The sequence below is a fragment of the Algivirga pacifica genome (genome assembly GCF_039543525.1).
GTDB classification, from domain to species: domain Bacteria; phylum Bacteroidota; class Bacteroidia; order Cytophagales; family Flammeovirgaceae; genus Algivirga; species Algivirga pacifica.
Map to the genome: position 1 here is coordinate 68,246 of NZ_BAABJX010000062.1, position 19,910 is coordinate 88,155.

A 19,910-nucleotide genomic window follows, 5' to 3' on the forward strand; every position below is an offset into this window, starting at 1 on the left:
ATAGCGCTTGAGCAGTTTTGCTCAAGCGCTAACTTATATAAACTACGACTGTATACGCCTATGAGTAACTTATTGTTGAAATTGGGAGCCTTGGAGGAAAAGGCATCTGAATTTTTCAGAAAATACAAGGAACTACAGCAATTGCTGGAGCAGGAGCAGGCAGACAAGCAGGTGTTGAAAGCGGAATGTGAGCGTCTAAAGGAAGAAATGCAGCAATTAGAAGTGTATATGGATCGCTTGCAGGGACTGTTTGATGCACAAACCGAAGAGTTAGGAACTGCCAAAGAACAAAATATGGAAGCCGAGCGGCTTATCCAGGAGAAAACCATGGTGGTTACTTCTCTCAATGAAGAGATTGAGGAGTTGCTACAACAAAAACAGCAATATGTAACGACCCTGGAAGGATTGAAGCAAGAGGTGCAGACGGCTGAAGAAAGTGCTGTAGAAGTAGAGCAAGGGAAGGAAGAAGAACATACAGAACTGCAAAGCCTACAGGAAATTATTACCCTATTACAAAAAGAAAAAGAAGAGCTATTGTTTCAGCAGCAAGAGGATGCTACCGCAATCAATGCCTTGAAACAAGAACTGCAGGAGACGATCGCAGAGAAGGAAGAGCTCTCTTTGGAATTAGAACTTTTAAAAGAAGAACTTGAAGAAAAAAATCATTAAGACTGATTTTTTTTGTATAATACATCTTAAATAGAATAAAATCTGTAAGGGATTGGTAGTTCGCATAATCTTATGAAGGTTGACGAGGACTTCAGGTAATAGTTAATTCCTTTTACGGGATGTATGGCAGGTTTTTGTTTCCATGAAAAGTCAGATTAAGATCACTATATATAATAAGGAGTATACGCTAAAAGCCGAAGCTCAGGATGAAGAGCTCTTGAAAGAGGCCGCAGCGGTACTGACAGAGAAAATCACGGCGAAAAAGCAGCGCTTGGGGGTTTCCAAATTGGAAGACCTATTGGCGATTGCTGCCTTTGATATTGTAGTTGAGCAACTGAGAAGTCGTGAAACATTAGACCATGCAACCGAACGTATTGGAAAATTGAATTATTTATTGGATCAGGTTTTAGAGCAAGATCAACCACAAGTTCAAAAAGAGAACGAGTAAGATTGGTGTACTCCGGTTTCTGTATAAATCAACTAATAAAATACGGAAGTATACGAAGTAGAAGTAAGCGCTGAAAAGCCTTATTTCTCAATACTGTTTTGAGTCATGGAGATGAATATAATTTTACCGGTGCTGGCAGCACTTGTAGTGGGAGTGCTGATCGGGCGCTTCCTACTGGGAAGGGTCTTCAAGAATATGGAGGAGGATGCCAAACGAAAAGCAAAAATGCTGATCAAGGAGGCGGAAAGCTCTGCAGAGACCATGAAAAGAAATAAGGTACTAGAAGCCAAAGAGAAGTTCCTTAAGATGAAATCCGATTTTGAAAGCGAGTCATCAAAAAGGAAAAATCAGTTGAGCGTTAATGAAAATAGGCTGAAGCAATATGAGAATAAGCTGAAGCAGAATGAAAATAAGTTAAAGCAGAAAGAAGCTCAACTGACGAAAGGACTAGAACAACAAAAGAAGAAAACACAAGAACTCGATCAACGATTTGACGAAATTGCTGAGCAGAAGGAATTGGCTATCAAAGCTAAAGAAGAGGCAGAAAACTTGAGATTACAGCAAGTTTCTCAATTGGAGAAGATTGCGAACCTTAAGGCAGATGAGGCTAGAGAGCAATTAGTGGAAGCGTTAAAGGATGAAGCGAGAAGCAAAGCATCTATCCATATCAAAAATATTATGGAAGAGGCGAAACTAACCGCAACCAAGGAGGCAAAGAAAACGGTAATCACTACGATACAACGTACGGCTGCTGAGCATGCCATTGAGAACTGTGTATCCGTATTCAACTTAGAGAATGATGAGTTGAAAGGGAAAATTATCGGTAGAGAAGGACGTAATATCCGTGCTTTGGAAGCTTCTACAGGAGTAGAAATTATTGTAGATGATACACCAGAAGCGATTATCATATCAGGTTTTGATCCGGTAAGGAGAGAGATCGCCAGAGTATCTTTACAGCGTTTGGTGGCAGATGGGCGTATTCACCCAGCTCGTATTGAGGAAGTAGTAGCCAAAACCAGAAAAAGTATTGAGGACGAAATCCTTGAACTGGGAGAGCGTACCGTAATCGACTTAGGAATCCATGGGTTGCACCCAGAGTTGATCCGAATGGTGGGTAGAATGCGTTTCCGTTCATCGTATGGTCAAAACTTATTGCAACACTCTAGGGAAGTAGCGAAACTAGCAGCCTCTATGGCTTCTGAGCTAGGATTGAATGCCAAGCAAGCGAAGAGAGCCGGACTATTGCATGACATTGGTAAGGTATGGCCAGAAGAGCCAGAAGTACCGCACGCAATTCTGGGTATGAACCTGGCGAAGAAATACGGAGAGCATCCAGATGTGTGTAATGCGATTGGTGCTCACCACGATGAGATTGAGATGACTACATTGATTTCTCCAATTGTTCAGGCTTGTGATGCGATTAGCGGTTCAAGACCGGGAGCAAGACGTGAGATGATGGAATCTTATATCAAGCGTCTGAAAGAGCTAGAGAGCATGGCTTTAAGCTTTAAGGGAGTACATAAGTGTTACGCAATGCAGGCAGGACGTGAGCTTCGTGTCATGGTAGATGCAGAGAATGTATCAGATACAGAGGCAGGACAATTGTCATTCGATATTGCCAACAAGATCGAGAATGAGATGCAGTACCCTGGACAGATCAAGGTAACCGTCATTCGAGAGATGAGAGCAGTAAACTATGCGAAATAAAGTCTTTTAATAAAGACCGCTTAATAAATAAAAAACCTTGATGTAGCAGTACATCAAGGTTTTTTTGTTTATGATGTTTAGTTGAGCTTCGCTCGTTCATAGTGTTTAGTTGTTTTTTTAAAATTCATTTCATGAATTTGATACACTATTTTTCAACTAAACATCATCAACGAGCGAAGCTCAACTAAACATCATGAACAAAAGAGGCTAGTCTTCTTTCTTTTTATTGATCTTCTTCTTGTACTTGTGATCCAAAAAGTATCCCATCAAAGGAAAAAGACTACTAGCGATCACGATGAATCCCGCGATATATACAAAATTGTTGCTCATAATATTTTATAGAAAGAATATTCAGGAATAGATATACACCTTGATTATGGAACAAAGGTCTACCATTTTTGTTTGATTTCCAAGGTGGTAGATATTCTCCAATAAAAAAGGCCTCCATATATTTTGGAGACCTTTTATCTATTACTTTTTACCTTATACCTTACAAAGCTTCCTCTTCCATATTGTCCATATAAGGAAGAATATCGGTAGAGTCGTTTTCCATTCCTTCTTCAGGCATGTTTAATTCATCACAATTGAGGTTAATGTCAATTGGTTGAGAAGGCTCAGGGAAATACCCTCTGGAGTAATTCAACTCTTTACATAGATCCTCATCAGCATAGACTTTTTCCATAAACTCGGCGTACTGTGGCATTGCCAAGCGTGCACCTTGTCCGTAGCGAATGCTTCTAAAGTGAATGCTTCGGTCCTCGGCACCTACCCAAGTACCAGCGACAAGGTCTTTGGTAATTCCCATAAACCAACCATCAGAGTAGTTGGCAGTAGTACCGGTTTTTCCACCTACATGGAAGTTCTCACCCGTTTTTTGATCTCTCTTGAAGTTATAGCGTGTAAGACCTAAAGAAGTACCACCACTTTCTTCGTTGGAGCCTCTCAGCATATAAGTCATTAACCAAGCCGTTTTTTCGCTCAAACTTTCCTTGGTCATAGGTGTAAACTCTTTCAGGATTCTTCCGTCTTTATCCTCAATACGCGTAATGAATAAAGGCTTGGTCCAAGTACCTTTATTGACAAACGTACCATAAGCTGATACCATTTCGTAAACGGATACATCTTCAGTTCCCAAACATAGGGAAGGTACAGCTGCAATTGGTTTTACATCGTATCCTGTTTTTCCTCTGGCAATTTCTTCTTCGCTAAGGTAGCGTTCAAATAGCTCATTTCTGATTTCCTTGAAACCAAACTTGTCTCTGGCATAATGTGCTAGTTTGGTTGGAGTAAGTTGTTTTACCAGATAGGCCGCAGCAGTGTTAACAGAGCGTCCCATGGCTTGACGAAGTGTCATAGTCTCTCCAGAGTAGTCAATCGCATTCTTAGGAGTCCAGCGGTCTTCGATTACATTCCCTTCCTCATCAACTTTAGTCACAGGGAAAGAAATTGGAGCATCCAAGATTGGAGTACAAGGCGTAAACTTGTCTTCCAAGGCAGCCGAATAAAGCATTGGCTTAAATGTAGAACCAGGTTGACGATAACTTTGTCTTACGTGATCATACTTGAAGTACTTAAAGTTGATCCCCCCTACCCAAGCTTTGATTTGTCCATTGTAAGGATCCATGGCCATAAAACCGGTATGCAAGAAGTGTTTGTAGTAAGCCAAAGAGTCCATCGAACTCATCACAGTATCTTTCTCATAATTTTCATTATCCCAAGTAAAGATACGCATCTTCTTTTTTCGAGAGAGTTCTTTGGTGATAGCATTTTCATCGTCACCATATTGCTTTCGAAGGTTACGGAACACTTCAGTTCGTCGAATGGCAGTTTCCAGGAATCCTTCAATTTCTTCTCCTTCACGGTCGATCCAAGGATTTCCTTGTCCTTTCCAGTGTTCAGAGAAGAGTTTTTGTTGTCCTTTCATATGACCTTCCACTGTTTCTTCTGCGTAGCGTTGCATACGAGAGTCTATGGTGGTATAGATCTTTAGTCCATCTGCAAAAAGGTCATATCCTTGTAGTTCCGGGCTGTTTCTGAAAAGGTGAAGAAGCTCTCGCTTTACTTCAGCTCTAAAGTAAGCGGCCAATCCTTTGTTGTGACTTTCTACCTCATATTGCAGTTCCATAGGAATGCTCTGCATAGAGTCTAGATCGTTAAGGGTAACATCATATTGCTCCTCTAACATTAGACGATCGTGGTATTTCTTCATTTGGGCAATCACCTTATTACGCACATATTCGGCACGTTCAGGGTGTCGCTTAGGGTTGTAAAAGGAAGGCGCCTGAAGAATACCGACTAATGTTGCCGCCTGAGGAATCGTCAAAGCTTCTGGGGTTGTATCGAAATATGTTTTTGAAGCTACTTGAATACCAAAAGCATTACTGCCAAAGTCAACGGTATTCAAGTACATCACCATAATTTCTTTCTTGGTATAAGAACGCTCAAGTTCCAGGGCCAAGATCCACTCCTTAAACTTATTAATCACCAATCCGAGAAACTTTACATCAGATAGCTTTCCTTTTAGGTCATCTGAGCGTCTGGTGTTAAAAAGGTTTTTCGCAAGCTGCTGTGTAAGCGTACTGGAACCACGACTTTTTCCTTTCAGTAAAGAGTAAGGAACAGCGAGGGTTGCTTTAAAATCAATACCACTATGCTCATCAAAACGAATATCCTCTGATGCGTAAAGGGCGTTGATTAGGTTAGGGGATAGATCTTCGTAGGTTACGTTGGTACGGTTCTCACGGAAGTATTTACCCAAAAGGACACCATCAGCTGAGTATAGCTCAGAAGCCAGTTGTGTTTCTGGATTCTCCAGTACACTTGGATCTGGCAGCCCTCCATATAGATTGCCCCAGTTATATTTTAATGATAAAGCAAATACAAATACACCGGCTACTCCTATAGCAAAGAGTACCCATAGTGTTTTGATAATCTTAGAATACATACAATTGGTTGGTTATGATCACCATGAAAAATGAGGTGGTTTATACGCTCCTCAAGAACATAAATTATGCAAATCAATGATTTATGTAAGAGAAATACCACTAAAAAATCATAAAAGTTATATTCGATAAGGGTGCCCTTTGCAAGGGCATCCTTATTTCTTTTCTTTTCTACCAGGAATCCTCGCATCTATACCTCCATCAGGAATCAGCTCAAGCATCTCTTTGGCTCTAGGAGCAAATTCACTCTCAGGGAACTTATGCAAGAATACGTCAATAGCGTCTTTATATTCTTTATAGGTAACGGCTGTTTTTGCAGCGACTAATACCCTTAGCATACCAACCTTATCCTGTAAGCGGTTTTTGGGGTACTGATAGTCGATTTCATCCAGATATACCAGAGCATTGTTATAGTTTCCGTTATTATAGAGCTTATAAGCCATTTGGTATTTTTTCTCTACGACCTTGTTCAATAAGTTATTCTGATATACATAATCAGGATTGACAAGAATCTTGGCATAGAAAGACTCTGGGTATTGTTCGATCAATAGTTGCTTGTAGATCTCAGGGTTACAAGCTTCTTCTGGACAAGAAGTGTATAAAGTATAGATCATTTCTGGAGTATACTCGTGTGCCGGAAGCTCATCAATCAACCGTTGACCATTACTTTGTGCCAAGAAAAAGTCTTCTATTTTATAAAGATATACTTTAGAAAGATTAAACAGGGCATCCCCCAGTTTTTCACGAATCTTACTGAGGTCAGCTTCTGAATGAGGAATCTCACTTCGACGTTCGTCCACACTTTTAATACTGGCGAACAAGTCACTTTTTTGTGCTTTTTCTTTTTCTTCTTGCGCTTTTAGCTGTGCTTGTAATCCTTTTTGCTCAGGTATAACACTTTGCTTTCTCGATCTTCTCCAGTTGTCTTCCAAAGGGCGGCTTCCCCAAGTTCTTAGGAATTGAGAAGAACCCGCAACGGTTGCATTGGGGTTGTAGAAGTACCAAGAGTTACTGTTATCTCTATTAGTGGTGACAGTATTCTGAGCGAGATTCAATGTTTTACGTTGTTCATTGATCTTTTTAAACGCTTCCTTTTCAATGATTGCATCTTTCTCCTGAGCCATTTCAGCCCTAAAAACGGAATCGCGTTCTTCCTCGTTCATTGCCGAAAGGGACAATAGACGATCTTGTTCCCGAATAATTTTAGTGTATTTGGCTAAGTCTTTTAGGTAATCAGCCCTTTTGGCAATCATTTCATAATGATGCATGTCTTCAGGAAGTAGTTTCATAGCGCTGTCATAATAAGCAGCCGCTTTTTCATAGTCCCCAATGTCTTCATAGTAAATCTTTCCCGACATTAGGTAGGAGTACCCTTTTTGCACTTTGTCCTTGGTGCTTATTTGGATAGATTCATTTAGGTCTTTTAAAGCTTGATCTGTATCAGGTCGGCGCATTTCTATGGCAGCCATCTGATAGTAGATACGGTCTCTAAGGTCCCAGTTCTTAAGGTCTTTCAGCTCTTTTTGAAAGTACTTGCTCAGTTTTTTGTTCTCTTTGGTATTGGAGAGGTTAATAGGTTGGGTCACCTTGGCATTAAGTGCTGCCAAAAACTCCATTTCATAGTTGGTGTTGATCTTGGAAGCTTTGGCAAAGAACTGATGCGCTTTTTCCATACCATCAATTCGTTTGTGCATTTGTCCCAAGATGAAGTAATAACGCGCCCTTAAGGTTCTATTCTTCTCTAATGGAGGAACAAGGGAAAGGTGGGCGATAGCATTGGGGTAATCACGTTGTATTTTATAGTACTGAGCCATCGTCAGGTGATAAACCTTGGCATTTTCATCATTAAAAGGAGCGGAATCCTCATTGATAGCCTGTTTGATCACTTGCATGTTCTTAAGTTCATTCTTTTCTACGAACAGGCGCATCATCCATACCAAAGCTTCATGACGAGAGTTAGCGTCATCATTGTTGGCAAAAACATACTTATAGGTATCCAGGGCATTCTCATAGTCTTGACGATATAGACGAGTGCGCCCAATTAAGTTGTAGCAGTTATCTACATACTGGCTACTTTTATGCCATTTGATCGGTAAAGAAGCCTTCTTGATGATATACTCAAATTGTTCACGATAAGCATTGGTCTTAGTAGAGTCAATAGGATCAAAGATATTAAGAACACCATTGTAATCATCTTGTATGCTTTCAGCCATTTTTTGCTCCACTTCTTCCATTTTTTCTTTAGCCAGAAAGTAGGCATTAAAGCGGGAGGTCGCGTCATGGTAGAACTGGCATCCTGATAACAGGATACTCAATAAGGTAAACCATACCCAATGGATTTTCGTGGAATAGTGTTTGTATGCCATGTATACTTAGGTTCGTGAAGTTCTCAACGATTTTCAGCGCTTGTTCGGAACAGTGATTAGAGAGGTTTTCTTTCTCAATCAGTATTCCAAAGAAGCTCTCGACCTTAAAATTAAGGATAAAGAAGCAGATTCTCAGTGGAGAATGCCTGAGAAAATATAATTTTATCTATAAATGTGAAAAAAAAATAGAATTACTTTAATTTGTAATACCTACTTGCCTTAGGGCGACGTTTACTTACAGGGAATGCGTGTATAAGGGGACTGGAATATGAATCACCTTGTATGGAATTATAGAAAGAGACATGAAACAGAAAAGGACCTTATCAAGCTTCTTGTCATCCAAGAGAATATTGGAGATCAAGGATGCAGAGTCATTAGCAGAGAAACATCGATATGATTTTACTTATTCCAAGCTGGTTGTTTTGCTGGGAGGGGTGTTTATTGCATTGTTTCTGTTTAGCCTGTTCCTGGCTAAGACATTGTTGGTGAGTTTATTTGATCCAGCATATGAGAATCAACAATTAGTATTGCGTTTGAGTACGTTATCTACTGCAGTGGACTCCTTAGAAAAAGCAGCGCTGGATAAAGACATATATATTCAAAATATTCAGGATATCATCGATGGGAAGGTGGACGAAACAGGAGTGCAGTCCAAAGAAGGGACAGCAGCAACGATACAGTCGTCTTCAAATAACTTGATGGAAATCAGTGCTGCAGATTCTTCATTTAGAAATGAGTTTACAAAAGTAGAGAGTGCTAATAGTGTAGAGAAGCAGATTTCAGAGAATGTGTTTTTCTTTCCACCAATTAACGGAGTGATCTCCAAGGAATTTAATATTGTAGAACGTCATTTCGGCACAGACCTTGTTGCAAAGGCAAATGAACCCATTAAGTCTGTGGCAGATGGTACCGTCATCCTATCCTCCTGGACACAGGACTCAGGATATGTGATAGGCGTACAACATAAAAATGAGATCATATCGTTCTATAAGCATAACTCTACCTTATTGAAAAAAGTGGGAGAAAGAGTAAGGGCAGGTGATATCATTGCTATTATTGGAAATAGTGGAGAGTTAACAGATGGCCCTCACTTGCATTTTGAGATTTGGTACAAAGGGTCACCGGCAAATCCTGCAAACTTTATTGCATTTGATTAATTAGGAAGGTTCGAGAACCCACATTATACAAGAATTAAGTTATTAAGGTAAAAGCATATAGATATGAGCCTTTTTGGAAATAAAACTGAAAAACAAGTCAACGAAGAAGTTCAAATGAATAATTCAACAAACAACGTCGCAAAAGGAACGACCATCAAGGGAGACATCGAAACATTTGGTAACTTCCGCCTGGATGGTAACCTAATTGGTAATATTCAGTCCAAGTCTAGAGTAGTAGTAGGAAAAGAAGCTAAGCTAGAAGGAAACCTTTATGCACAGAGTGCAGAAATTGAGGGAGAGATTGAAGGTGTTTTGGAGATCACAGAGTCTTTGGTGTTGCGTTCTACCGCTGTGATTAACGGTGATATCATTACTAACAAGTTGACGATTGATCCAGGGGCACAGTTTAATGGTAAGTGTCGTATGGGAGAGTCTGTGACGAAGAATGACCATAAACCAGTAAAGCAAGTTGAAAAAGGAGGAGCAAAACCAACGTCCGCAGCCGTTTAAGAAACAGGTCAAGCGTTATAATCTCTTTATGCGTTACATTTCTGTGAGTATGGAAATGATTGTAACGCTGTTGTTGTGTGCTTGGGCAGGTAGAGCCTTGGATGATTGGCAGCAAACGGATAAGCCTTATTATACGATAGGGTTGACCTTGTTTGGACTGTTTGCCTCCATGTATCAATTGCTTAAAGGCCTTAGTAATATCAATAGAGATAAAAACAAGCCGCCTTCTCCTAAAAAATAAAGACACAAAAAGCATGAGTCATCCTGTATTGATATTTAAGGAATGACTCATGTTTTTTTGTTTAAATAGCGTCTTTATATATAAAAAAACGGCCTTGAAGAATTGCCGTTAAAATTTTTAATCGTAAAAGCGTTAAGAAAATTCCATTGTTTGAGCGTAGCGAGTTGAATACGCCATGTAATGGGTTTAGCTCTTACGATTAAAAATTAGGCAAATTCTTCAAAGCCTTGATTTTTTTGCTTCGTTTTTTCATCAAGGAAAAAATGAAGAAGCTTATAAAGGGCTTGTGAGATAGCTATAAAGTGATGAATTACCAGAAAACTAAGTCAGTTGTTAATATGGGATGACTCATATTTTGTATTTGTTTTAGATTTAATAGTATAAAATACACTAAAATCTCTTTGCGTTTAGACTTTATTTATTAAGTTTGCGCTCAGATTGATAAAGTATACAATTGTAACCGGTAACGGTTGAGATTGAAGCAATAAGCAACAAACATTAAAAAGGTTTAAAGAAAGGATAAGGGGGCATATTATGAGTTTGAGAACGCGTTTTTTTCTGGGAGTTGCTGTATTGACCACACTATTTTTATCAGGAATTATTGTTTTGCCGACGTACAGACCAGAGTGGGTAAGTCCTTATGCAACAGGGTTGCTTATTTACAATGTAGTACTGGCAATTATATCATATGAAGTTGTAGCGTTGGGCGCTAAGGGGAATGTGATGTCTTTTTACAATTTCTTCATGGGGGCGACCACAGCAAGATTATTTATGGGTTTGGCACTTTTCTTAGCCTATTTTGTGTTAGTTCAAGACACAAAGGCGGATCGTGTAATTTTTGCTGTAAATTTCTTCTTGCTTTATTTCTCCTTTACCGTGTTTGAAATTATTCACCTATTCTCTAAATTGCGCCAAAATTCTGTTGAAGACTAAGATTAATCGATGAAAAACTTAAATTTTTCGTGGCTTAGACATCTTTTGATTGGGGTGTTTGTTTTTGGAACCACTGGTTTGATTCACGCAAAGGATGCCTCTTCCGAAGGAGAGGAGTTTAAACCTACTGAGACAATTCTTCACCACGTCTTGGATGGACACTCGTGGCACATTGCTGACTGGAAAGATGCTGAAGGACATGAGCATCACCTTTCTATTCCATTGCCAGTGATCTTGGTGACTGAAAATGGTGATTTTGATGTGTTTATGTCAAATGCATTTGATCACGGTCACAAGAAACAAGTAGGAGATAGAACCTACGCATTGGATAGCCACGATCATATTGTGGAAGAAGGAGGAATGAAGGTGTATGACTTCTCATTGACGAAGAATGCAACTTCAATGTTGATCTCTGTAATATTGCTAATCGTTATCTTCAATCAGGTAGCAAAGGGGTATGAGACAAACAAAGGAAAAGCACCAAAAGGAGTGCAGTCATTCTTTGAGCCGATCATTGTCTTTGTGAGAGATGAAGTAGTGAAGCCTACAGTTGGAGAGAAAAAATACGAGAAGTTCTTGCCGTACCTATTGACGGTATTCTTCTTTATCTGGTTCAATAACCTATTGGGCTTGTTCCCAGGGGGAGCCAATACATCCGGAAACATTGCCTTTACAATGACATTGGCCGTGTTTACGTTATTGATTACTAATATTAACGGAACAAAAGACTATTGGGGGCACATTTTTGCGACTCCTGGTGTTCCTAAACCATTGCTAGTAATCATGATCCCGGTAGAGTTAATGGGTATCTTTACCAAACCAGTAGCCTTGATGCTTCGTTTGTTTGCGAACATTACGGCAGGTCACATTAGTATCTTGGCTTTCATCTCTCTAGGATTTATCCTTAAGAGTGCGGCAGTAGGAGCTATGGCTGGTTTGTTGATCGTTCCATTGTACTTTTTGGAATTGTTCGTAGCCCTTCTTCAGGCTTACATCTTCACGATGTTGACAGGTCTGTTTATCGGTATGGCCGTAGAGGAGCACGATCACCACTAATAATGAATATTCGATTTACTGAATATATATAGTTTAATTTTTATATCACTTTAAAGTCTAAACAACATGCTACTTGCAATTTTGCTTGAAGTAATCGGCTCTCTTAGCCAATTTGGTGCGGCACTAGGTGCTGGTCTTGCTGTAATCGGTGCTGGTATCGGTATTGGTAAAATCGGTGGAAACGCTGTAGAATCTATGGCTCGTCAACCAGAGTTCGCATCAAACCTTCAGACTGCGATGATTATCGCTTCAGCTCTTATCGAGGGTGTTGCGCTTTTCGCAGTAGTAGTTTGTTTGTTGATCGGTCTTGCTTAAGATCTTTTGACAAAGCTGATATCTGTCCTACAGGGGTTGCCTGGGGACAGATATCCTACTGAGACCCTTTTAATGAAAAATGAAGAATTAGTAATGAAGAATAAAGGAGGAAACTCTATTCTTAATTATTCATTCTTAATTCTTAATTAAAAATACGTCTTGGTTTATGAATGAGAATTATATTGATTTTATAAATAATAGATAAAATGAGCATTATTACTCCAGGTATCGGTCTTATTTTTTGGACTACACTGTTCTTCCTGATTGTATTGTTCGTGTTGGCTAAGAAGGTTTTTCCTGCAATCTCAACAGCGTTGAAAGATCGTGAGGACTCTATCACTAAAGCTTTGTCTCAAGCAGAAGAGGCAAAGAAAGAAGTGGCGAACCTGAAAGCAGATATCGAAACTGCGAAGAAGGAAGCGAGAGCCGAGCGTGAAGAAATCTTGAAAGATGCGCAAGCACAAGGCAAGAAGATGATCGCAGAGGCACAGGAAGCTGCCAAAGTTGAGGCTGATCGTATGATCGAAGAAGCTAGAAATGCGATTGAAGCAGACAAGAGAGCGGCGATGGCTGAGATTAAAGGTCAAGTAGCGGAGCTTTCTCTGGAAATTGCTGAAAAAGTTGTTCGTCAGAGCTTGAAAGCTGATGACGCTCAAAAGCAACTTGTAAAAGAGCTTTTGGCATAAGCCTTAGCTTATTCCCTTAATCGCATAAATCGTAAGAAAATGAGTGCACAATCAAGAGTAGCCGTCAGATATGCTGATGCATTGATGTCTATTGCGAAAGAGCAAAATACGCTGGACGCAATCCGTGATAACATGGAGGACATTCATGATACGATATCTGGAAGCCGAGAGCTAAAGACACTTTTGAAAAGCCCGATTGTTCCTTCCGAGAAAAAACAAAACATCCTTGACGCACTATTCGCTGAAAAGGTGAATCCGGTAGTTAAAAACTTGCTTGCGCTTCTGTGTGATAAAGATAGAACAGAAGTATTGGATGCTATTGCTGTCTCATACATTGAGAAATATCGCAATCTGAATGGTATCCAGAAAGCAATTGTAGTGACTGCAATTGAACTCGACGAAGAAATGAGAGCGGACTTTGTCAACAAGGTGAAAGAGATCTCTGGTAAAGACAAAGTAGAATTGACTTCATTAGTCGATAGCTCTATCATTGGAGGATACATTTTGACGGTAGACGATCGCGAGATCGATGCCTCAATTTCTTCTAAGTTTAGAGCGTTAAGACGTGAACTAGTGGCTTAAGCCCTTTGCGTTTTAATTAGATAAAGAATTATCCTTTTTTAGAAATATAATCACTAAAATAAATTAACAATGGCTCAAGTAAGACCGGACGAGGTGTCTGCAATTCTTAGAGAGCAACTGACAAACTTCCAGAGTCAAGCTGAGCTTGCGGAAGTGGGTACCGTACTACAAGTTGGTGACGGCGTTGCTCGTATCTACGGGCTAACGAATGCTCAGTCAGGTGAGCTTTTGGAGTTCGAAACAGGGGCAGTAGGTATGGTATTGAACCTTGAAGAGGACAACGTAGGTGCCGTAATCATGGGTTCTTCCGTAGAAGTTAAGGAAGGCGACACAGTAAAAAGAACTAACAAAATCGCATCCGTAAAGATCGGTGATGGCGTTTTTGGTCGTGTACTTAACGCGCTTGGCGAACCAATCGATGGCAAAGGCGAAATCGCTGGGGAAACATATGAAATGCCAATGGAGCGTAAAGCACCAGGTGTATTGTTCCGTCAGCCTGTAAACGAGCCGATGCAAACGGGTATCAAGTCTATTGACTCTATGGTACCAATTGGAAGAGGACAGCGTGAGTTGATCATTGGTGACCGTCAGACAGGTAAGACTGCTGTAGCCATCGATACGATCATCAACCAAAAAGAGTTCTACGACAAGGGAGAACCAGTATACTGTATCTATGTAGCAGTTGGTCAAAAAGCTTCTACTGTTGCCAACGTAGTAGCTGCTTTGGATAAAGCAGGTGCGATGGATTACACAGTAGTTGTAGCAGGTAATGCTTCTGACCCTGCACCAAACCAGTACTTTGCGCCATTTACGGGTGCAGCAATTGGTGAGTTTATCCGTGACACTGGACGTCCTGCACTAGTAGTGTATGATGATTTGTCTAAGCAAGCGGTTGCTTACCGTGAGGTCTCTTTGCTTCTTAGACGTCCACCAGGACGTGAGGCTTACCCAGGTGACGTATTCTACTTGCACTCTCGTCTATTGGAGCGTGCAGCGAAGATCAACTCATCGGATGAGATCGCTAAAGATATGAATGACCTTCCTGAGTCTATCAAGCACTTGGTAAAAGGTGGTGGTTCTTTGACTGCCCTTCCAATCATTGAGACACAGGCATCTGACGTATCGGCTTATATCCCGACTAACGTAATTTCGATTACAGATGGTCAGATCTTCTTGGAGACTAACCTATTCAATTCAGGTATTCGTCCAGCGATCAACGTAGGTATCTCTGTATCTCGTGTAGGAGGTTCTGCACAGACGAAACCTATGAAAAAGGTATCTGGTACATTAAAGCTTGACTTGGCGCAGTTCCGTGAATTGGAGGCGTTTGCTAAGTTTGGTTCTGATCTTGATGCGGCAACGAAGTTGACGATCGATCGTGGTCAGAAAAACCAGGAGATCTTGAAGCAGGGACAGTACTCTCCATTCTCAGTAGAGAAGCAAACAGCAATCATCTGGGCGGGTACTAACGGTATCCTTGATCCAGTGCCTTTGGAAAGAGTAAAAGAATTTGAGGCGGAATACCTTCAGGTTCTTGCTTCTAAAGAAGCTGATACGATGAGTGCAATCGCTGCTGGTAAGTGGTCTGATGACATCATCGCAGTACTTAGAAAAGTAGGAGAAGAAGTAGCGAAAAACTACGCTTCATAAATAATATTGGTAGTGAGTAGTCTGTTAGGGATTGCTCACTACGTTTTTAAATTTATATAGAAAAATGGCTGCTCTTAACGAAGTAAAGGAAAGAATCGGTTCTGTGACATCCACGCAGCAGATTACCAAAGCTATGAAAATGGTGGCGGCATCTAAATTGCGTAAGGCACAGGATAAAATTACGCAGATGCGTCCTTACTCTGAAAAGCTGTTTTCTATTCTTGGGAACGTTACTGCCGCTTTGAAAGAAGAGGCAAACAACCCTTATGCGCAAGGGCGTGACGAGATCAAGAATGTATTGATCGTAGTAGTTACTTCTGACAGAGGTCTTTGTGGCGCTTTTAATGCCAACATTATTAAGGCGACAAGACAACTGGTTGAAGAGAAGTACGCTGGCAAGAATGTTACTTTGTTGACTTTAGGAAACAAAGGAAACGAATTCTTTGCGAAGAGAGATTACAATGTAATTTCTGATTACGCTGAAATCTTCCATGACCTGTCTTTTGAGCAGGCTCGCAAAGTAGCGGAATACGCTATGGCGGAATTCCTTAACGGTACTTACGACGCTGTAGATATCGTTTACAATGAGTTTGTAAATGTAGTGACACAGGTTGTACATGCTGATCGTTTCTTGCCTGTAGCAGCAGATGCTGACGAATCAAAAGAAAACGCACAGGAAATGGAGGTGGACTACATCTTCGAGCCGAATAAGGAAGATATTTTGAAAGAGCTTATTCCTAAGTCTTTGAAGATCTCTTTCTATACAAAATTGTTGGATTCTAACGCAGCGGAGCAAGGTGCTCGTATGTCTTCTATGGATAAGGCAACGGACAACGCCGGTGAGTTGATCAAGCAATTGACATTGATGTATAACCGTTCAAGACAGGCGGCAATTACAACAGAGATCCTAGAGATTGTGGGTGGTGCAGAAGCATTGGCACAAGGCTCTTAATAAATTTTTAATTTTCAATTAAAAATTTTATATAACCTCAGTGTTTTTCAAAACGCTGAGGTTTTTTTGTTCATGGTGTTTAGTTGAGCTTCGCTCGTTCATGTTGTTTAGTTGAAGGATAAAGGAATTAATCTAATAATAGATATTTTCCTTCCTCCTTCCTCCTTCCTCCTTCCTCCATTAGTATCCTTATTTCTACCCTTTAATCGCTCCTTCTATAGTTAATGTATAGAAGGTTTTTTATTTTATATAGATGACCTTTCCCAAAGGATCACCTTTTTTCAAACTCAATTGAAAATTAATAACTGAAAATTAAAAATTAACAACCCATGAAACACCTACTGCTGTCTACTTTACTCACGCTACTTTCTACGCTATATCTTGCCGCTCAGGGGGAAGTGATTAATGTACCTACAGGTTATCAGGCCCAACAGATTGAGTTCAGCCAAGATGGAGAGCAAATTGCGGTATCGCACGAGTATCATATTACCATGTGGTATGCTGGTAGTTTGGGGAAGTATGCACAGATCGATACGGAATTTCATAGGGTCACAGCGTTTAGCTATTCTAATACGGGGAAAGAAGTCATTTATTCAGGTACTAAGAGTCCGATATTAAGTAAATTGAGAAGGAAAATACCCTTGTTTAAACAGGCCGCTAGACATGAAATCATTGTAAGAGATATCAAATCGTTGGAGAAGAAGATATCCTTAAAAGGACATGAGAATACGATAACAGCCTTGGATTCCAATATGGGAGGAGCGATCCTTGTTAGCGGTAGCAAAGATGGGGCAGTTAAAGTGTGGGATTATATAAAGGGGGAAGAGTTAGCTTCTTATAATGACCATAAAAAAGGAGTGTTAAATGTAGTGGTAAGTAAGAGTGACTCTACAGTGGCTTCCTCAGGAAAAGATGGTTGGGTGGTCTTGCGTAATCTTCGTACAGGGGAACTGAGAGCTAAACGTAAGTTTGATGTATGGATAAGGGCACTGCGTTTTAGTCCTGATGGTAAACTATTTGCTTTTGCAGGGGATGATGGAGAGGTGAGAGTAGTTAAAGACCTAGGTGATTCCCTGACTTGTGTTACGTTGAAGGGAGGGAAGCATAGAGGCTGGATTTATGATCTTTCATTTAGCCCCGATAACCGCTATTTGGCTTCTTGTGGACGGGACCAACAATTCATTATTTGGGATATGGAAACACTCTCGTTTAAGAGTAGTAACTATGTGAGGGGAGGAGGGACCATTGTATCTATAGAGTTTGGTCCTAAGGGGGAGTATTTGGCATCAGCTTCTTTTTTAAATGATCAGATGCAATTATGGAACATTAGAAACTTAGATGTACAACCCCCGATAAGATATAGGGATAAAAGTGATAAGACACCTCCAATGATCTTGATTACAGCTCCTGTTGTGAGAGGGAATAAGATCTTGGTCGGTAATGATGAAGTCTTAGTCAAAGGGAATGTAGTGGATGAGTTTGGGGTCAACAGTGTTTTTGTTAATGGGGTAAAGACGAACCTTAGTGAGGAAAATACCTTTAGTGCATTAGTAAAACTGACGATGGGAGAAAACCCTATACTGGTAAAGGCTTTGGATGTGAATGGGAATGAGTCGGAGAAAGAGATCACCTTAGTGAGAAGAGAAGATGAGGAACTGAAAGCAGTCGATAAGCAAGGGGAATCTTATTTGTTTCTGATAGGAGTAGATGAGTATACCGAATTTCCTAAACTATTTAATGCAGTATATGATGCCAAAGCAATTCGAGAGGTTATGACCTCTAAATATCAGTTTACGGCGGAAAATACACTTACCCTATACAATGAGCAAGCGACCAAAGAGAATATACTAGATTCTTTGAAATCATTGATCAGCCGCATGAACTGGAATGATGAGTTACTTATTTATTACTCAGGACACGGGATTTTTGATAACGTAATCAACGAAGGTTACTGGATACCCATCGACGGAAAGGCTAAAAAAGAATCTACTTATTTGTCAAATACTACTTTACTTCGGATGGTAGAGCAGATGAAAGCCAAGCATGTTTTTGTAGTGGCCGATGCCTGTTTTGCCGGTGCCATTTTTAGAGATATTCAAAGAGATAATAGGTATGAAGATGTGATTACCCGTTTTCGATCCCGATGGGGCTTGACCTCAGGGATGTTGGAGCCGGTCTCTGATGGAGTCGTGGGCGCACATAGTCCTTTTAATCAGACCATCCTTGATTTCTTCGAAAAAAATCAATACAAGAAAGTTCCTGTATCTGACTTAGTACAATATGTCAAGAAGAATGTGGTAGAGCGTAGTGAGCAAGTACCTCGAGGAAGTGCATTAAAGAATGTAGGGGACGAAGGAGGAGAAATGATTTTTCGCAAAAGAGGAGCTGCAGAAGATCGTCCAGAACAGAAGGTAGAAGGAACAGAGCAATCCACAGAGGAAACAGAGGATGAAAAATGAAAAATTATCAATTAAAAATTTCTCATACTTCATTAATAATTATTTTTAGCCTTCTCAACCTGCGGCGCAAGCTGCCTCAATAAGTGACGAAAGCCACCTCAACTACTCAACGATGAAAGTAACTTTTTTAGGGACAGGCACCTCCCAAGGAGTGCCGATTATTACTTGTAGCTGCGAGGTTTGTACCTCGGTTGATTATCGGGACAAACGCCTTAGAACCTCGATTCATATAGAAACGGATGATCATCAAAGTATTGTGATTGATACGGGTCCAGATTTTAGGCAGCAAATGTTGCAGGCTCATATCAAGCAACTAGATGCCGTAGTGTTTACACATCCACACAAAGATCATACGGCAGGTTTGGATGATATCCGAGCTTTTTATTTTGCACAAGGCATGCAACCCATGCCCGTATATTGTAATCAATTAGTAGAAAAGCAATTGAGAAGTGAGTTCAATTATTTTTTTGAAGAACATAAGTATCCGGGAGTGCCATCGGTAGATTTACATGAGATTCAGGCAAACCAACCCTTCAAGATAGGAGAAACCCTTTTTCAACCTATTGAAGTGATTCATGGTAAAATGCCTGTGCTGGGATTTAGAATCAATGATTTTACCTATATCACAGATGCCAACTATATTGCTCCAGAACAAAAGGAAAAAATAAAGGGAAGTAAAGTGTTGGTCTTAAATGCCCTTAGACATGAACCCCATTATTCTCACTTCACCTTAAAAGAAGCACTGGGTATTATTGAAGAGGTACAGCCGGAAAAAGCATACCTGACTCATATCAGTCATGGATTGGGTTTGCATAAGGAGGTTTCACAAATGCTTCCCGAAAATGTATACCTGGCTTATGATGGCTTAAAGATTTAAAGTAAAAGGTAAAAGGTAAAAAGTAAGAGGTATAAGGTAATAGGTGAACTCCTGTTACCTTATACCTCTTACCTTTTACCTTTAAAGATGTTAACTGAGTTTGTTTTGTAATATTTTTTTTAATTCAGGTAGGCTGTTTTTGTAAAGAGGTATTTTCGTCTTGTCGTTTTGTGATTTTATTTCTGTTTGATATTTTATTTTGATTAGATGTTTTGATTCGTAATAACATTGTGAAAAATAAAATATTGCAATCATTTATGTGTTTTAGGTAATCTTGTGTGCGTTCAATTTATTAAAATTCATATGTTAATATTAACTTATATTAACAAGTGTAATATGTTAATGGTATTGAATTAAGAA

General features: G+C 40.0%; 18 protein-coding genes. 15 read left to right on the forward strand and 3 right to left on the reverse strand.

Translation table 11 applies throughout. The annotated features are described in order from the left end of the window. Positions 1 to 60: 60 nt before the first annotated feature. The 3 genes from ABD985_RS19380 to rny all read left to right on the forward strand — a co-directional run bounded on the left by ABD985_RS19380 (position 61) and on the right by rny (position 2,824). Positions 61 to 669, forward strand: a complete 609-nt coding sequence (locus ABD985_RS19380) for a hypothetical protein (protein ID WP_345374687.1) — start codon at positions 61 to 63, stop codon at positions 667 to 669. Positions 670 to 811: 142 nt separating this feature from the next. Then, a complete protein-coding gene (locus ABD985_RS19385) occupies positions 812 to 1,117 on the forward strand; it encodes a cell division protein ZapA (protein ID WP_345374689.1) in 306 nt (101 codons plus the stop codon). A gap of 111 nt (positions 1,118 to 1,228) precedes the next feature. Further along, positions 1,229 to 2,824, forward strand: a complete 1,596-nt coding sequence (gene rny, locus ABD985_RS19390; RefSeq protein WP_345374778.1) for a ribonuclease Y — start codon at positions 1,229 to 1,231, stop codon at positions 2,822 to 2,824. A gap of 207 nt (positions 2,825 to 3,031) precedes the next feature. Here rny and ABD985_RS19395 read toward each other — a convergent pair whose 3' ends face one another. From ABD985_RS19395 to porW, 3 genes are all read right to left on the reverse strand, one after another. Next, positions 3,032 to 3,154, reverse strand: coding sequence for a hypothetical protein (locus tag ABD985_RS19395; RefSeq protein WP_345374691.1), 123 nt, complete (start codon positions 3,152 to 3,154; stop codon positions 3,032 to 3,034). Positions 3,155 to 3,314: 160 nt separating this feature from the next. Next, positions 3,315 to 5,768, reverse strand: coding sequence for a transglycosylase domain-containing protein (locus ABD985_RS19400; RefSeq protein WP_345374693.1), 2,454 nt, complete (start codon positions 5,766 to 5,768; stop codon positions 3,315 to 3,317). Between the two features lie 153 nt (positions 5,769 to 5,921). Further along, entirely contained in the window at positions 5,922 to 8,132 is a 2,211-nt protein-coding gene (porW, locus tag ABD985_RS19405; protein ID WP_345374695.1) for a type IX secretion system periplasmic lipoprotein PorW/SprE, read from the reverse strand. A 302-nt stretch (positions 8,133 to 8,434) separates the two neighbouring features. Between porW and ABD985_RS19410 the strand changes: the two genes are divergently transcribed. The 12 genes from ABD985_RS19410 to ABD985_RS19465 all read left to right on the forward strand — a co-directional run bounded on the left by ABD985_RS19410 (position 8,435) and on the right by ABD985_RS19465 (position 19,550). Then, positions 8,435 to 9,289, forward strand: coding sequence for a M23 family metallopeptidase (locus tag ABD985_RS19410; protein ID WP_345374697.1), 855 nt, complete (start codon positions 8,435 to 8,437; stop codon positions 9,287 to 9,289). 114 nt (positions 9,290 to 9,403) lie between these two features. Beyond that, positions 9,404 to 9,799 (forward strand): bactofilin family protein, encoded by a 396-nt coding sequence (locus ABD985_RS19415; protein WP_345374699.1) that lies wholly within the window; start codon positions 9,404 to 9,406, stop codon positions 9,797 to 9,799. Next, complete coding sequence (locus tag ABD985_RS19420) at positions 9,759 to 10,040, forward strand: AtpZ/AtpI family protein (RefSeq protein ID WP_345374701.1); 282 nt, start codon at positions 9,759 to 9,761, stop codon at positions 10,038 to 10,040. The genes ABD985_RS19415 and ABD985_RS19420 overlap by 41 nt, the downstream gene beginning before the upstream one ends. A 534-nt stretch (positions 10,041 to 10,574) precedes the next feature. Further along, positions 10,575 to 10,973 (forward strand): hypothetical protein, encoded by a 399-nt coding sequence (locus tag ABD985_RS19425; protein WP_345374703.1) that lies wholly within the window; start codon positions 10,575 to 10,577, stop codon positions 10,971 to 10,973. Between the two features lie 9 nt (positions 10,974 to 10,982). Next, positions 10,983 to 12,029, forward strand: a complete 1,047-nt coding sequence (gene atpB / locus ABD985_RS19430; RefSeq protein WP_345374705.1) for a F0F1 ATP synthase subunit A — start codon at positions 10,983 to 10,985, stop codon at positions 12,027 to 12,029. A 66-nt stretch (positions 12,030 to 12,095) separates the two neighbouring features. Further along, complete coding sequence (gene atpE / locus ABD985_RS19435; RefSeq protein ID WP_345374707.1) at positions 12,096 to 12,344, forward strand: ATP synthase F0 subunit C; 249 nt, start codon at positions 12,096 to 12,098, stop codon at positions 12,342 to 12,344. Positions 12,345 to 12,550: 206 nt separating this feature from the next. Next, positions 12,551 to 13,030, forward strand: a complete 480-nt coding sequence (gene atpF / locus ABD985_RS19440; protein WP_345374709.1) for a F0F1 ATP synthase subunit B — start codon at positions 12,551 to 12,553, stop codon at positions 13,028 to 13,030. 39 nt (positions 13,031 to 13,069) lie between these two features. Further along, on the forward strand, positions 13,070 to 13,612 hold the full coding sequence (gene atpH, locus ABD985_RS19445) for an ATP synthase F1 subunit delta (protein WP_345374710.1): 543 nt from the start codon (positions 13,070 to 13,072) through the stop codon (positions 13,610 to 13,612). 69 nt (positions 13,613 to 13,681) lie between these two features. After that, positions 13,682 to 15,262 carry a F0F1 ATP synthase subunit alpha gene (gene atpA, locus ABD985_RS19450; protein ID WP_345374712.1) on the forward strand — a complete coding sequence of 527 codons (1,581 nt, stop codon included), beginning with the start codon at positions 13,682 to 13,684 and terminating at the stop codon, positions 15,260 to 15,262. 64 nt (positions 15,263 to 15,326) lie between these two features. After that, positions 15,327 to 16,214, forward strand: a complete 888-nt coding sequence (gene atpG, locus ABD985_RS19455) for an ATP synthase F1 subunit gamma (protein WP_345374713.1) — start codon at positions 15,327 to 15,329, stop codon at positions 16,212 to 16,214. A gap of 329 nt (positions 16,215 to 16,543) precedes the next feature. Continuing rightward, positions 16,544 to 18,673: a caspase family protein gene (locus ABD985_RS19460; RefSeq protein WP_345374715.1), complete on the forward strand. Its 2,130-nt coding sequence runs from the start codon at positions 16,544 to 16,546 to the stop codon at positions 18,671 to 18,673. A gap of 112 nt (positions 18,674 to 18,785) precedes the next feature. Beyond that, the gene (locus ABD985_RS19465) at positions 18,786 to 19,550 is read left to right on the forward strand and encodes an MBL fold metallo-hydrolase (protein ID WP_345374717.1); all 765 of its coding nucleotides are present in this window, start codon (positions 18,786 to 18,788) and stop codon (positions 19,548 to 19,550) included. Positions 19,551 to 19,910: the final 360 nt, after the last annotated feature.